Origin of the sequence: Manganibacter manganicus, from assembly GCF_002075885.1 — a bacterium.
GTDB classification, from domain to species: Bacteria; Pseudomonadota; Alphaproteobacteria; order Rhizobiales; family Rhizobiaceae; genus Mesorhizobium; species Mesorhizobium manganicum.
Genome location: NZ_MDET01000060.1, coordinates 1 through 14,881 on the forward strand (window position 1 = coordinate 1; position 14,881 = coordinate 14,881).

Here is a 14,881-nt window from a genome sequence, read left to right on the forward strand (position 1 = left end):
GATCGTGTAGCCGCCGGTGAACCCGCATTCGTCACGAAGCCGGTCGAACACACGCTTGGCCGTGTGCCGCTGCTTGCGCGGAACCTTCACGTCCTCATCCAGCCATCGATCGATGGTCGCAACGAACGCGTCCAGCTTCGGCCTCCGGATCGGTGATCGGCGCCGATAGCCCGGCGGCGTCGAATACGACAGCATCTTGGCCACGCTGTCGCGCGATATGTTGAAATGCTTCGCAGCCTGACGCCGGCTCATTCCTTCCGAGCAAGCCAGACGAACCTTCAGATACAATTCCACGGTGTAGATCCCCTAACCCTCCTGCGCTCGTTGCAGAAGGAAAATAGGTGGCCGGGTTTTACGCCGCCCGCAGCGGGATTATCCCGCCGCTACCGTGGACGAATTTTGCACCGCCGCTCTCACCGCATTTTCTTCAGAACCTTTGAAATTTAAGAACTTGCCCAATTCGTGAGCACGCTACAGGACCGAAACCGCATAGTCTGTTAATGACGCATCCGATAACGCGCGATGAGGTGCGGTGCTAATCTCGATATTAGAAAGGGATTTCGATCACCATTCCGTCATAAGCCGGCTCGACACAAGCTGGCGTTTCGGCCATCACCGTCGCATAGTCCAGCGGCACATGCATGTGTGTCAGGATCGCTTTTCCCGGCGCGAGACGTTCGACCCAATCGAGCGACTCGGCAAGAGAAAAATGGCTCGGATGCGTCCGATGTTGCAGGGCGTCGATCACCAGAACCTTCAGGCTGGCAAGGCGCTTCACCGTCGCTTGCGGGAAATCGCTGACGTCTGGGCAATAGGCCAGATCGCCGACGCGAAAACCCAGCGAGACGATATCGCCATGCACTTGCGGCAGCGGTTCCAAGGTGAGGGATCCGCCCTCTCCTTTTATGGTCACCGGTCGATCATGCTCGATGATATGAGCCTTCAGTATGGGCGGGTAGGAACTGCCAGGCGGGGTTTCGAAACAGTAGCCGAACGCCTCGTGCAACCGCGCCAGGGTAAATCTGTCGGCATGAATGTCGAGGAGGCGGCGCCGGTCCAGCACAAAGCTGCGCAAATCGTCTATGCCGTGGATATGGTCGGCATGCGGATGCGTATAGAGCGCGGCATCGATATGCCGGACGGAAGCAAGCAGCATCTGGGCGCGGAAATCCGGCCCGGTATCGATCACGACCGTGGTCCTGCCGCCGCTTTCTGAAATCCGTTCCGCAAGTGCCGCGCAGCGCATACGCCGGTTCTTCGGATTCGACGGATCGCAATTGCCCCAGTCGCCAGTCGGACGCGGCACGCCGGGGGAGGAGCCGCAGCCCAGAATGGTGAAGCGCAGCCGATCTCCCATTGCTCAGGCACCCTGCCCGATTGGCCGCGGCATCTTCTTGAACAGGCGAAAGAAGTTGTCCGTCGTGATTTTGGCGATCTCCTCGGCACTCACGCCAAGGGTTTGTGCCAGGACCGCCGCCGTATGCGTCACGAATGCCGGTTCATTGCGCTTGCCGCGATGCGGCACCGGTGCGAGATAAGGCGCGTCCGTCTCCACCAGAAGGCGCTCATGCGGCACATCAGCCGCAATTGAACGCAGGTCCGCAGAATTCTTGAAGGTCAGAATGCCGGAAAACGAAACATAGCCTCCCAGTTCGATCCCAACTTCGGCCAGCCTGCGCCCGGAAGAAAAACAGTGCAGTATGAAGGGGAAGGCACCCTTGCCCGTCTCCTTGACAAGAATGGCTTCCATGTCCTCGTCAGCGCTGCGCGCGTGAATGACCAGCGGCAGGCCGGTCTCCCGCGCCGCGGCGATGTGGGCGCGAAAACCCTGAGCCTGAGCATCGCGCGGGCCGTAATCGTAATGGTAGTCAAGCCCGGCCTCGCCGATGGCGACAACCTTGGGATGCCCGGCAAGGCGCACGAGATCCTCGGCGCCTATATCCAATTCCTCGGCTGCATTGTGCGGATGGGTTCCAACCGAACAATAAACGTCCGGAAAAACATCCACGATTTCAAGAATTTGCTGGAAACATTTCACACGCGTCGAGATCGTCACCATGCGACTGATACCAGCCTCGCGGGCGCGGGCAACGATCGCTGCCCGCTCTTCCGCGAAATCGGGGAAATCAAGATGGCAATGGCTGTCGACAAGCATCACGCGCCCTCGCCCGCCGCCTCGACATAGCGCGGGAAGACAGGCTGTGGCGCGGGCAGATCAGTGCCCGGCTCCAGCGCATATGCATCGGCAACGTGCTCGAACTGCCGGCGGCCCTCGCCGACGGCCAGGATATCGAGCAGCTTTGCCGCCGAACCGGGAATGAAGGGCTGGCACATGATCGCCACACGCCGGACAACCTCCGCAGTCGTCCACAGCACGCTTTCCATTCGCGTCGGGTCGGCTTTCTTCAGCGCCCATGGCTCCTGCGCGGCGAAATAGCGATTGGCATCGGCAACGACACCGAAGATCGCCGCCAGCGCCAGATGGATGCCCTGCTCGGCCATCGCCTTGCGCGCCGTCGCCAGCGCCGCATCGCACCCGTCGAGTATCGCCTTGTCCTCGTCTGCTAGTTCGCCGCGTTGCGGCACCACGCCGCCGCAATTCTTGGCGATCATCGACAGCGAACGCTGCGCGAGATTGCCGAGGTCGTTGGCGAGGTCGGCATTGGTGCGGTTGACGATCGCCTCATGGCTGTAGCTGCCGTCCTGTCCGAACGGCACCTCACGCAGGAAGAAATAACGCACCTGGTCCAGCCCGTAATGCTCGACCATGGTGAACGGGTCGATGACGTTACCGACCGATTTCGACATTTTCTCGCCGCGGTTGAACAGGAAGCCGTGGCCGAAGACACGCTTCGGCAGCTCGATCCCCGCCGACATCAGGAAGGCTGGCCAGTAAATCGCATGGAAGCGGACAATATCCTTGCCGATGACGTGAACATCCGCAGGCCAGTAGTGCCATTTCTCTGATTTTTCATCTGGATAGCCGACACCGGTAATGTAGTTTGTCAACGCATCGACCCACACATACATCACATGTTTTTCGTCACCGGGCACAGGCACGCCCCAGTCGAAGGTGGTGCGCGAGATCGACAGGTCCTTCAACCCGGACTTGACGAAACTCACCACTTCGTTGCGACGCTCAGTCGGTCCGATGAAATCGGGCTGGCTTTCATAGAGCGCCAGAAGTTTGTCCTGATAGGCGGAGAGGCGGAAGAAGTAGCTTTCCTCTTCCACCCATTCGACCGGGGTGCCCTGCGGCCCATAGCGAACGTCATCTGCCCTGACGTCAGTTTCTTCCTCGCCGTAATAGGCTTCATCGCGCACCGAATACCAGCCGGCATAACCTCCCTTATAAATATCTCCCCTGGCGGCCATGGCCTTCCAGATCGCCTGCGAGGCAGCGTAATGACGCTCTTCCGTGGTGCGGATGAAGTCGTCGTTGGACGCGTTCAACACCTCGGCCATGCGCTTGAATTCGGCCGCGTTGCGGTCGGCCAGTTCGCGCGCGCTAATGCCTTCCTTCCGGGCCGTTTGCAGCATCTTGATGCCGTGCTCGTCGGTGCCGGTCAGGAAGTAGACATCCTTGCCGTCGAGGCGCTGGAAGCGGGCGAGCGCATCGGTCGCCAGCAATTCATAGGCATGGCCAATATGCGGCTTGCCGTTCGGGTAGGAAATGGCAGTGGTGATATAGAATTTTTCGCGTGACATCGGAGCCGTCATGAAATCTGCAAGGAAGAACGTCGCGGTGGATATCGTATTGAGACAGCGAGCGCCATCCCATAGCGACTGTGCGTCACATTCGCAGGGCAGAATTCAGGCGGTCGATCATCGTCAGTGCGTGCTGCTTTTTGTCGAGGTTATAGATTTCCATCTCGGATACGGCATTCCGTGCCTCCTGCCAAGTGCCGGCGAGATGATTGGCGCGGGCGAGATCGCCGCTCGCCGCCGCCTCACGCGCACTGTCCGAAAGAAGATCGAGCACCCGGCGATTGAAGATATCGAACGGAATGGCTTGCCCACGCCCAGTAACGGCATCGGCCAACCGGTGTGCGCCGACAACATCGCCCGCCCCTGCTTTGCGCACCAGCCCATCGAGGGCATCGGCGATTTCCAGCCCACCATATTGCGTAAGCAATATGGCAGCGCGCGCACTGCCCCCCGCCCGCTTCAGCAAGGCGGTGCGGGAGGCAGGGTCTTGCGGCAATGCCATCACGCCTTCCAATGCGACAAGAAGAGCGTCGTCATCCAAGGGATCCACACGAACGATCTGGCAACGGGAACGAATGGTCGGCAACAGGCGGCCGGGCGCATGCACGATCAAAACGAACAGGGTACGCGGTGGCGGTTCTTCGAGATTCTTGAGCAACGCATTGGCGGCATTGGTGTTCATGTCGTCAGCGGGATCGACAACGACGATTCGATAGCCGCCATCATGCGAGGTCATAGACAGGAACTGGCCGACCTTGCGAATTTCATCGACGGACACAACCGTCTTGAAGCGCTTGCTCTTGTCGTCGACCGGTCGCGTGAGGTGCAGCACGGAAGGATGCGCGGCCATCGCCATCTGCCGAAAGAGCGGCGTGGCGGGATCCGGGGTCGCGAGGTGGGCCGGCGCTGTCTCGGACCTTGGATATTTCAGCAGATGATGCGCCAGATGAAAGGCAAGGGTTGCCTTGCCTATGCCGACCGGCCCGGCAAGGATCAGCGCATGTGGCAATTTTCCCGCGGCATAGGCACTCGCCAGCAGCCCAGTTACATTTGAATGGCCGACAAGGCGTGGGTTCTCCGACGGTTCAGCTATGCCGTCAAGCGTGTCGTGCTGTTCGGGTGCTATGCGTTCAAACATCATGCCTGTGCCGTCTGTCTGGATCGGGGCGGCATGCGAACCTCCAAGGCGCTGAAGACGGCGGCGGTGACGGCATTTTCCACGTCGTCAGGTTCCACTGATGCGTCGATGACGACGCAGCGTTCGGGCTCGGCCTTGGCGATCGCAAGAAAGGTATCCCGTCGCCTGGCATGAATTTCGAGTGTTTCCTTTTCAAAGCGATCCGCCTGAGTGCCCGGATTGCGTCGTGCCGCGGCCCGCTTCAATCCCTCGGTCGGGTCGATGTCGAAGATCAGTGTGAGGTCCGGAACCATGCCGTTGACGGTGACGCGCTCCAGTTGATCCATAAAGGCGGGCGCAAGCGCTCCGCTGCCACCCTGATAGACGCGCGAGGAATCCATGAAGCGGTCGCAGAGCACAATGGTGCCGCGCATCACCGCCGGCCGGATCACCTGCTCGACATGGTCGGAACGTGCCGCCGCGAACAAAAGCGCCTCCATTTTCGGGCCGAACGCCTCGGCCGCGCCTGAAAGCAACACATGACGCACCGCCTCTGCGCCCGGCGAGCCGCCCGGTTCGCGCGTGACGAGAATATCGTATTTCTTGGCACGCAATTTGTCGGCCAATCGCGCGATCTGCGTCGATTTGCCGGCACCCTCACCGCCCTCGAAAGTGATGAAAAAACCGTCCGCCACAGGGTCCAGCCTTCAATGATCTGTATCAGCGTCATAGCCTGGAAGCTTCGTAAAAATCCACGACGGATATGAGGCGCTATCTGTCCGTTACGAACAATCCAGATCCATAATGCCATCTTATCAGTGTGTTGTAACACTTTTCTCAGGCAGGATATCGGTCAATTTCCTACCGCGCAGCCAACCGGTCGCCAATTCCTCGGCGGCATCGGCGGCGCGTTGGGGAAGAGAACCCATCCCCACGCTCTCTGCCGCATGAAGCGGTGTCTTCTGGCTTAGCGTGTCTCCGATCCGAACCTGCAAGTCACCAACTGGCTGCCCTTCCGCTACGGGCGCGATCAGCGGACCTCGATAAACGATATGCGCCGTCACCCGGTCGCGATTGATGATCGGCAGAAGGATTTCGACAGGACCATTCGCGCTCAAAGCCACGTTCGACTTCACACCGCCATAGACTTCGGCATAGCCGGCGACGGCCTTGTCAGAGAAGATTTTCTTTTTCTCGAAGGCACGCAGGCCCCATTCGATCAGCTTACGCGCTTCCTCCGCCCGCTCCTGATCGGAAGACAAGCCGCTCATGGCAATGAATACGCGCCTGCCGTCACGTGCGGCCGAGCCGACAATACCCAATCCCGATTGCTCGCCGGCACCGACCGACAGGCCATCGGCGCCGATGTCCATTTTCAGCAGCGGATTGCGGTTGCGCTGAATGATCTTGTTCCAGGTGAATGCCGGTTCGCCGAAATAGTGATAAAACGCCGGGTAATCGCGCCACAGATGCAGCGCCAGCATGGCCAGATCCCGTACCGTGGTCTTTTCGCCCGGGGCCGGCAGGCCCGTCGAATTGACAAAGGTGGAATTGGTCAGACCGACCTGCTTGGCGCGATTATTCAACTGCCGGGCGAAATTTTCTTCCGATCCGGCGAAACCCTCGGCAAAGATGATACATCCGTCATTGGCCGACTGAACCGCGATGCCACGAATGATATCCTCCATCCGAATCGACGATTTGAGCGCCGCGAACATTGTGGATGTGCCGGACGGCGCGCCGCCTGTGCGCCAGGCATTCTCGCTCACCGCGAAGGTGTCATCGAGCGTGAGGCGCTCAGTCTTGATAGCATCGAAAGCCAGTTCAAGGGTCATCAGTTTGGCTAGAGAGCCTGGCTGGATGACGGCATCCGCATTCTTTGAAAACAACACCGTGCCGGTTTCGGCATCGATCATATAGGCGCGTTCTGCCTTGGTTTCGAAAAGCTGCGCATTTGCCTGATCACACATCGCAGCAAACAGCGTAAGACATAAAACCAGCCGGCCCGCAAAGCCGGCCACACCGGTTCCGCCCGTCGTCAACCGCAGTCTAATTGCGAACGGCAAGGGCGTCGCCGGCTCCATGATTCCACGCCGCCCGAAGCATATCGTCAAGATTGTTGCGCCCGTCGCCATAGAGATTGACCGAATAACATAGGGAACTGTTCTGTTCGGTCGTTTCAATCTCGACCTTGCCAAAAGCGGAAAGCTGGCTGGCCATACGGCGCGCCTCGGCTTCATCCTGCCATGTGCCAGCCGCCACATAATCGCCAAGCTGTGCCCGCGCCGCAATGCGGCTACTGCGCTTCCAAGACGCGACGATATCGGACGGGGCCATTGCCGAATGGTCGAATGCCGCAAACGCCTCGCTTGCGCGCCCTACCCGCTCATCCGCATAAGATAATGTGGCCACCGCAACGGATTGATCGGCCGGAATATTTATGTCGGGACGTTGGGGAACGAGAGGGCCGAAATCCGGCAAGGCAAAATCGGTGATCGAGACGGCTGCCTGAACCGGGCTAGCCACGGTGTTCAACTGGCCGGGGAACGGCACCACGCTTTGCCCAATCGATGCGTCCGGAGTCGGTCCGTTCATGGCCACCATGACACCGGTGGGCAGGCCAACCGATGGATCGGGAGCAAGATTGCCCGGCTGATAGGACGCCATCAGATAGGGTTCGTCATCGCCTTCGAGCGGCGCCCGGCCGATATAGTCTACCTTGACCTCGGCCGTACCGAGTTGCGCATAGCCCAGCATTTCGGCAGCCCGTTTCGACAGATCGATGATACGGCCATCGTGATATGGCCCGCGATCGTTCACGCGCACGATCACCGAACTGCCGTTCGCCTCATTGGTTACGCGAGCATAACTTGGCAGCGGCATGGTCGGATGGGCAGCAGTCAGATGCGCGGTGTCATAAATCTCGCCATTGGCCGTCAGGCGACCGTGAAAGGCATCGCCATACCAAGAGGCGGCGCCCACCTTGGAGTAGTGCTTGTATTCCTTGGGGTAGTACCATTTGCCGCGCACCTTGTACGGCTTGCCGACCTGATCGCGCCCGCCGCCACGCTTGACGTTGTGTCGGCGGGTGGTGACACGCGGGCTTGCCTTCACACCATACTCGGATTCGGCGAAATACTCCTTGGAGTGGGTCTTGCTCGTCATCGACTTAGTTTGAGGTGATGCGCAGGCGGTCAAAAGGGCTGCGACCGCCACGCATGACGCAAATGCATATGCGCGACGAAATCGCGGACGCGCCGAAACCTGCATGAACGATTATCCCCAACAGTCGAAATCGTCAGAGCTACTGGAATCGCCGTAGCCCAAATACCTGTCAACACGCCCAATAGCCTGATCCGCAACCCCTTTTGCACACCAATTGCTTATGAACGTGTTAACCCAATTATGTCGGGAAAAGGGCGAGAATATGGTGCGAGCGACACAGTTTCATGTGGCATCGGTTGCCCCCCTGAGCAGCAGTTATGCGGCACGTGTTGACGAACCAATCACGCGAACGCTAAAGGCCAATAGCTTCAGATGTTCTTCACCTGGGCAACGAGTTGGAGGGATGGCCGAGCGGTTTAAGGCACCGGTCTTGAAAACCGGCGTGGCAGTGATGTCACCGTGGGTTCGAATCCCACTCCCTCCGCCAGATATTTTTTAAACATTCTGACTTAACGTCATTTTTAATAGCAAAAAGTGTATCCATGGACCCGTTGACGTGGTTCGGATCCTTACAACCATCCGCCAATTCACCAAACGTTAAACGGTTGCGGAACACAACTGGAACATATAGTGTTTGTTCCGGGTTTGTTTTCTGATTCCCGCCCGATTTTCCGCTGGGGGCCGCCATGCTGACACGTAAGCAACACGAACTTCTGCTTTTCATCCACGAGCGCCTGAAAGAAAGTGGCATTCCCCCCTCTTTCGACGAAATGAAGGAAGCGCTCGATCTGGCGTCGAAATCAGGCATACACAGGCTGATCACTGCGCTGGAGGAGCGTGGCTTCATCCGCCGCTTGCCTAATCGCGCGCGGGCACTGGAAGTTTTGCGGCTGCCTGATTCCATTGCGCCCGGCCTCAATGCGGCACGCAGATTTTCACCGAGCGTCATTCAGGGCAGCCTGGGCCGGCCGGCGCAGGAGCCACCTGCCCGTCTGCAGGCGGCAAGCAATGACGATTCGCCGGCTTCCGTCTCCATTCCTGTGATGGGACGTATCGCCGCCGGTGTGCCGATCGATGCGATCCAGCACAAGACCCATTCAATCTCGGTGCCACCGGACATGATCGGCAATGGTGAGCACTACGCCCTGGAGGTCAAGGGTGATTCAATGATTGAAGCCGGCATTTTCGATGGCGATACGGTCGTCATCCGCAACGCGAACACCGCGACGCCGGGTGAAATTATCGTGGCACTCGTCGATGAAGAGGAAGCTACGTTGAAGCGCTTTCGCCGCAAGGGCGCGTCCATTGCTCTGGAAGCGGCCAATCCCGCCTATGAAACGCGCATCTTCGGGCCGGACAGGGTCAAGGTGCAGGGCAAACTGGTGGGGCTTATACGCCGTTACTAGCGCGTCACGCGTCACGATCAGCGCTGTCAGTCCTTCTTCTGCTGCTTAGTGTGAGTTCGGCGATAAGGCGCCAGCCCCCTCGCCTCGCGTGAGAATTGTCGGTGCTCATGCCACGGCCGATAGCGGGTTTCGACGGCGTAGCGGATTGTCGGTCGTTCGTCGGCTGCGAACCGGTCAAAGTACACCGCGGCACTGCCGAAGCGTGCAAGTTGTCGGGCCGTGATGACCATAACCAGCTTGTCGCGACATGGATCTTGGGCTGTCGCGTCTTCGATGACGATGATGCTGGCATAGGCACAAGCGGGTTTTGCATCTTTTGCATTTGCGGCCCAGGCGACGATTGCACCCGATGGATGGCGTGCAACACATAATCCGTTGAAATCATTGGCGCATAGGAACGATGTTCCCGGTAACAGCGATGCGGCAACACCCACATCGAGTCTCACCCCCAGAAGGTGTGCAGCTTCCGGTTTTATCACCGTCTCCGCATTGAACGCCCTACGCCAATTATCCAAGGTAAAGCCATTCGGGCGCGGCCTGTTGACGGAAAGTTCGCCGCCTCCAATGGGCATGGCGAGCAGTTTGCCGTTTTCCGACACCAGAAGATCCGGCGTACGCACCCAAAAGACAGTCAGCAGGGCAGCAGCGGCAAAAGGCAGCATCGCCCAGCGCAGCCGCGTCGTCGCCATGGTGACGATCACGAGCGCGATGGTCGCCAGCAAAACCGATTGCGGGGAAACAAGCCCGATCGTATCGATGGGCGAATGTTTTGAAAGCCACGCGGCAATCGCGATCATCGCCGAAAGGCCCTTGCCCATCACATAGAGGAAAGGCCCGTCGGCACCGAACGGCATGGCGATGGCGCTCAACACGGCGAACGGCATGACAACGACCGACACGACCGGCATCACCGCCAGATTGGCGATCAGGCTGAGCGGCGAAACACGCTGGAAATGCCAAGCGGCGTAAAGCGTCGTCGCGCTGCCGGCGATCAGCGTGGTGGCACAGGTGCCGGCCAGAACCACCAGCATCCAGCGAGGCGCGGCAAACAAAAGCGGGCGTCCTGCATGCCTGCCCTCTCCAGTTTTACCGGCGCGATAATCCGCCCATGTGGCATAACCTCCGACGAGCGCCGCGGTCGCCGCGAACGACATCTGGAAACTGGGACCCGCCACCTCATGCGGCGACCAAAGCATGACGATCAAGGCCGAAATGGAAAGATTGCGCACCGTCAAGGCGGCGCGGTCGAACAGTATCGCGACGAGCATGACCGCCAGCATGATGAAACTGCGCTCAGCGGCCACGACCATGCCGGAGATGATGAGATATGCGCCGGTCGTCGCGAGAGCGGCAAACGCGGCATATTTCTTGACCGGATACCGGGAGACAAAATCGGGGAAAAGCGCAAAGGCACCGCGCAGCAGAAGCATGATCGTGCCGGCTACCAGCGCCATATGCAGTCCCGAGATCGAGATGATGTGATAGATGCCGGTGCGCCGCATCGCCTCGTTGATCTCTTCGGGTATGCCGGCGCGCACGCCCACGATCAGCGCCGCCGCGATTTCGCCCTCGGGCCCGCCAATGCTGCGCCGGATCCGTGCGGCAATGGCATTGCGCGCGTTTTCGATTGCCGCCGACATCTGCGCCGTGATCGGCATGTGCGCGGTTGCAACCGGCTTGGGATCGGTCATGAAGAAGCCGCTGCCGCCAATACCGTCAAAATAGCTTTGAAACGAATAATCGTAACCGCCAGGCCGCACGGGGCCGGTCGGTGGCAGAAGCCGGGCATAGCCGCTGACCAGCGAGCCGGCCCCGATCTCCGAAGATATCCTTCGTGCGGAAAGCCGCACCCTTTCGGGCTGATAGTACAGCCTGGGGCGTGCCGTGCCGGTCACGTCGAGCGTCAGGCGGACGCGTCCGCTCGCCATGTGGTCGAGCGCGACCACACGACCTGTGACATGCGTGGAGATGCCCGAGCCAACCATAAGGGTCTCAACCCGCCAGGTCTCGAATTTTGCCGCCAGCACACCGAAGGCGCATAGCAAGGCGGCTATCAGTGCCAATTTGAGGCGCGGTCGCCCCCGTGCCGCAATCACGGCAAGGCCAAGTGCCAGCACGCATGCCGTTGGCTGCAGGAATCCCGGTTCTTCGGTCAACGAGAAATACCAGACAATGCCTGCACCGATGAAAACCGGCATAAGCAGGAAGGCCACGCCCCTGTCGAGTTCGAGCCGCGCAGCTTGCGCTATGCTGTTGAGCGCGCTTCGGGTTGAAAAATTTAGCCGCCACTGTTTCGAGGTAGCGGATGGTTCGCTGTATGCCAGCCTGGAATCGTTCGATCGCTCGTCTTCGACAGGATGAATCTTCAGGTCCGGCAGGAATCCAGCCGGCGACAATCGCCTGGCGGGAGAAAAACGATCCCGCTCATTGGTATCAGGCAGCGCGTTCGTCGTCTTGTCCGCGCTGCGGCTCTCTCCCGCCACGGCTCTGCCCCTTGCGCCCTCGACCTCCTATGCTACATGAACGCGCAAACTACGAAAGACCGTGAACGCGGTTCCTCCATGCTTCGAGAAATCCATGCCAGACAAGGTTGTCGCCCGCTTTGCCCCTTCGCCTACCGGATTCCTGCACATAGGAGGCGCCAGAACGGCGCTCTTCAATTGGCTTTATGCGCGCCACACCGGCGGCGAGATGCTGTTGCGCATCGAGGATACGGATCGCGAGCGCTCGACGGAGGCGGCGACCGCGGCCATCCTCGACGGGCTTTCGTGGCTCGGCCTGACCTGGCAGGGCGAACCGATCTCCCAATTCGAGCGTGCGCAGCGGCATCGCGATGTGGCGGAGGAGTTGGTGCGGCTCGGCAAGGCCTATTATTGCTATGCTACGCCGGCCGAACTGGAGGAAATGCGCGAGAAGGCACGCGCCGAGGGTCGCCCGCCCCGTTATGACGGGCGCTGGCGTGACCGTAGCCCATCCGAAGCGCCGGAAGATGCACAGGGCGCTATCCGCATCAAGGCGCCGGCACAGGGCGAGACGATCGTCCACGATCTTGTGCAGGGCGAGGTGAGTTTTCCCAACAAGGACCTCGATGATTTTATCATCCTGCGTTCCGATGGTAATCCGACCTACATGCACGCCGTCGTCGTCGACGATCATGACATGGGCGTAACCCATATCATTCGCGGCGACGACCATCTTACCAACGCCGCGCGCCAGACAGTGATTTACAACGCCATGGGTTGGGCCGTGCCGAAGATGGCGCATATCCCGCTGATCCACGGGGCCGACGGCGCCAAATTGTCGAAGCGGCATGGCGCGCTGGGCGTCGAGGCCTACCGGGCCATGGGCTATCTGCCGGAAGCATTGCTGAATTATCTGGCGCGACTCGGCTGGAGCCATGGCGATGATGAAGTGATGTCGATTCCTGAGATGATCGAATGGTTCGACATTGCCGATGTCAACAAGGGTGCCGCCCGCTTCGATTTTGCCAAGCTCGAGGCGCTGAACGGCGTCTACATGCGCGCCATGGACGATCGGGCGCTGTTCGACAGACTGATGGAGACCCTGCCGCACCTGCCTGCCGGCGAGGTATTTCTTGCCAGGCTCGATACAACGGCGAAGGCAAGATTGCAGCAGGCCATGCCGGGCCTGAAGGAGCGCGCGAAGACTTTGGTCGAACTTGCGGACGGTGCCTATTTCATCGTAGCGGATCGGCCGCTGCAACTCGATGAGAAGGCAAAGACGATCCTCGACTCTGACGCACGTAATGTCTTGAAGGCCGCATTGGCGAAGTTCCGGGCACTCGGTGACTGGAACGCGGAAACTGTTGAGGTCGCGGTGCGTTCATTGGCGGAAGATTCGGGCCTCAAGCTCGGAAAGATCGCCCAGCCCTTGCGCGCCGCGCTGACCGGCCGCAGCACCTCGCCGGGTGTCTTCGATGTGCTGGCCGTGCTGGGTCGCGAGGAGAGCCTCGCACGCATCGCGGATCAAATCGATTAGGAAGGCTGGCCTAACAAGATTGGCATTGAAAGGCGCATTTTTGCAGTGCAACATTAGCAATTGAACCAACCTGCCATGCGGCCGCAATAGCTGCATTTCCTGGCTTCATGATGTTTTGCCTATCTGACAATGCGGAATGAATTTGGCTGCGCGGGCCTTGAGAGAATGAAGGAGTTTCCGATGACCGGATCGACTGCGAAACTGGAACTGGCTGGCAAAACCCACGACCTGAAGGTTCGAAGCGGTTCTATCGGTCCGGACGTCATCGACATCGGCGCGCTCTACAGGGACACCGGGGCTTTCACCTTCGATCCCGGCTTCACCTCGACGGCAAGCTGCGAATCGGCAATCACCTTTATCGACGGCGACGCCGGCATCCTGCTGCATCGCGGTTATCCGATCGACCAACTTGCCGAGCATGGCGACTTCCTCGAAGTCTGCTATCTGCTGCTTTACGGCGAACTGCCCACCAAGGCCCAGAAGGACGATTTCGACCGTCGCATCACGCATCACACGATGGTGCATGAGCAGATGTCGAAATTCTTCACCGGCTTCCGCCGCGACGCCCACCCGATGGCGGTGATGTGCGGCGTGGTCGGCGCTCTGTCGGCCTTCTATCACGACTCCACCGACATCTCCGATCCCTACCAGCGCATGATCGCCTCGATGCGGTTGATCGCCAAAATGCCGACCATCGCGGCCATGGCCTACAAATACTACAAAGGTCAGCCGTTCATGTATCCCAAGAACGACCTGAACTTTGCCGCCAACTTCCTGCATATGTGTTTTGCGGTGCCTTGCGAGGAATACAAGGTCAACCCGGTTCTGGCCCGCGCCATGGAGCGCATCTTCATCCTCCATGCCGACCATGAGCAGAACGCCTCGACATCGACCGTACGCCTAGCCGGCTCGTCTGGCGCCAATCCGTTCGCCTGTATCGCGGCCGGCATCGCCTGCCTGTGGGGCCCGGCGCATGGCGGCGCCAATGAAGCCGCACTCACCATGCTGGCGGAGATCGGTCACGTCGATCACATTCCCGAATATATCGAACGTGCCAAGGACAAGAACGACCCGTTCAGGCTGATGGGTTTTGGTCACCGGGTTTACAAGAACTACGACCCGCGCGCCAAGATCATGCAGATGACGGCGCATGAGGTGCTGGGCGAACTCGGGATCAAGGACGATCCGCTGCTCGACATTGCAATGGAGATGGAAAAGATCGCTCTGACCGATGAGTATTTCATCGAAAAGAAGCTCTACCCGAATGTCGATTTCTATTCCGGCATCACGCTGAAGGCGCTTGGCTTCCCCACCACCATGTTCACCGTGCTGTTCGCGGTGGCGCGCACCGTCGGCTGGATCGCGCAGTGGAAGGAGATGATCGAGGACCCGCACCAGAAGATCGGCCGTCCGCGTCAGCTTTATACCGGCTCGCCGGAGCGCGACTACGTGCCGATCGCGAAAAGGTAAGAGGCAGGTCGGCGAT

11 protein-coding genes, 1 tRNA gene and 1 pseudogene are annotated in these 14,881 nt (G+C 59.6%); 4 read left to right on the top strand and 9 right to left on the bottom strand.

Annotated elements, in window-relative coordinates:
• The 8 genes and pseudogenes from BFN67_RS22960 to BFN67_RS22995 all read right to left on the bottom strand — a co-directional run.
• Positions 1 to 294: pseudogene (locus tag BFN67_RS22960) on the bottom strand (IS21 family transposase); the annotation flags it as partial.
• Between the two features lie 253 nt (positions 295 to 547).
• Positions 548 to 1,357: an MBL fold metallo-hydrolase gene (locus BFN67_RS22965; RefSeq protein WP_080921794.1), complete on the bottom strand. Its 810-nt coding sequence runs from the start codon at positions 1,355 to 1,357 to the stop codon at positions 548 to 550.
• A 3-nt stretch (positions 1,358 to 1,360) separates the two neighbouring features.
• The gene (locus BFN67_RS22970) at positions 1,361 to 2,155 is read right to left on the bottom strand and encodes a TatD family hydrolase (protein WP_080921795.1); all 795 of its coding nucleotides are present in this window, start codon (positions 2,153 to 2,155) and stop codon (positions 1,361 to 1,363) included.
• The gene (metG, locus tag BFN67_RS22975; protein ID WP_080921925.1) at positions 2,155 to 3,708 is read right to left on the bottom strand and encodes a methionine--tRNA ligase; all 1,554 of its coding nucleotides are present in this window, start codon (positions 3,706 to 3,708) and stop codon (positions 2,155 to 2,157) included. Before metG ends, BFN67_RS22970 begins: the two co-directional genes overlap by 1 nt.
• A gap of 85 nt (positions 3,709 to 3,793) precedes the next feature.
• Complete coding sequence (locus tag BFN67_RS22980) at positions 3,794 to 4,849, bottom strand: DNA polymerase III subunit delta' (protein ID WP_080921796.1); 1,056 nt, start codon at positions 4,847 to 4,849, stop codon at positions 3,794 to 3,796.
• On the bottom strand, positions 4,846 to 5,520 hold the full coding sequence (gene tmk / locus BFN67_RS22985) for a dTMP kinase (protein ID WP_080921797.1): 675 nt from the start codon (positions 5,518 to 5,520) through the stop codon (positions 4,846 to 4,848). Before tmk ends, BFN67_RS22980 begins: the two co-directional genes overlap by 4 nt.
• 120 nt (positions 5,521 to 5,640) lie before the next feature.
• Complete coding sequence (locus BFN67_RS22990) at positions 5,641 to 6,795, bottom strand: D-alanyl-D-alanine carboxypeptidase family protein (RefSeq protein WP_080921926.1); 1,155 nt, start codon at positions 6,793 to 6,795, stop codon at positions 5,641 to 5,643.
• A 79-nt stretch (positions 6,796 to 6,874) separates the two neighbouring features.
• A complete protein-coding gene (locus tag BFN67_RS22995; protein WP_080921798.1) occupies positions 6,875 to 8,095 on the bottom strand; it encodes a septal ring lytic transglycosylase RlpA family protein in 1,221 nt (406 codons plus the stop codon).
• Between the two features lie 292 nt (positions 8,096 to 8,387).
• Here BFN67_RS22995 and BFN67_RS23000 point away from each other — a divergent pair.
• Together BFN67_RS23000 and lexA are read left to right on the top strand one after the other, a co-directional pair.
• Positions 8,388 to 8,477: transfer RNA gene (locus BFN67_RS23000), tRNA-Ser, on the top strand.
• 199 nt (positions 8,478 to 8,676) lie between these two features.
• Positions 8,677 to 9,396 carry a transcriptional repressor LexA gene (gene lexA, locus BFN67_RS23005; protein WP_080921799.1) on the top strand — a complete coding sequence of 240 codons (720 nt, stop codon included), beginning with the start codon at positions 8,677 to 8,679 and terminating at the stop codon, positions 9,394 to 9,396.
• Positions 9,397 to 9,422: 26 nt separating this feature from the next.
• On the opposite strand, the gene BFN67_RS23010 is transcribed toward lexA, so the two are convergent.
• Positions 9,423 to 11,879 carry a ComEC/Rec2 family competence protein gene (locus BFN67_RS23010; RefSeq protein WP_080921800.1) on the bottom strand — a complete coding sequence of 819 codons (2,457 nt, stop codon included), beginning with the start codon at positions 11,877 to 11,879 and terminating at the stop codon, positions 9,423 to 9,425.
• A gap of 94 nt (positions 11,880 to 11,973) precedes the next feature.
• On the opposite strand from BFN67_RS23010, the gene gltX reads away from it, so the two are divergent.
• Together gltX and gltA are read left to right on the top strand one after the other, a co-directional pair.
• Positions 11,974 to 13,395: a glutamate--tRNA ligase gene (gene gltX, locus BFN67_RS23015; protein ID WP_080921801.1), complete on the top strand. Its 1,422-nt coding sequence runs from the start codon at positions 11,974 to 11,976 to the stop codon at positions 13,393 to 13,395.
• Positions 13,396 to 13,575: 180 nt separating this feature from the next.
• Entirely contained in the window at positions 13,576 to 14,865 is a 1,290-nt protein-coding gene (gene gltA, locus BFN67_RS23020; protein ID WP_080921927.1) for a citrate synthase, read from the top strand.
• Positions 14,866 to 14,881 lie beyond the last annotated feature (16 nt).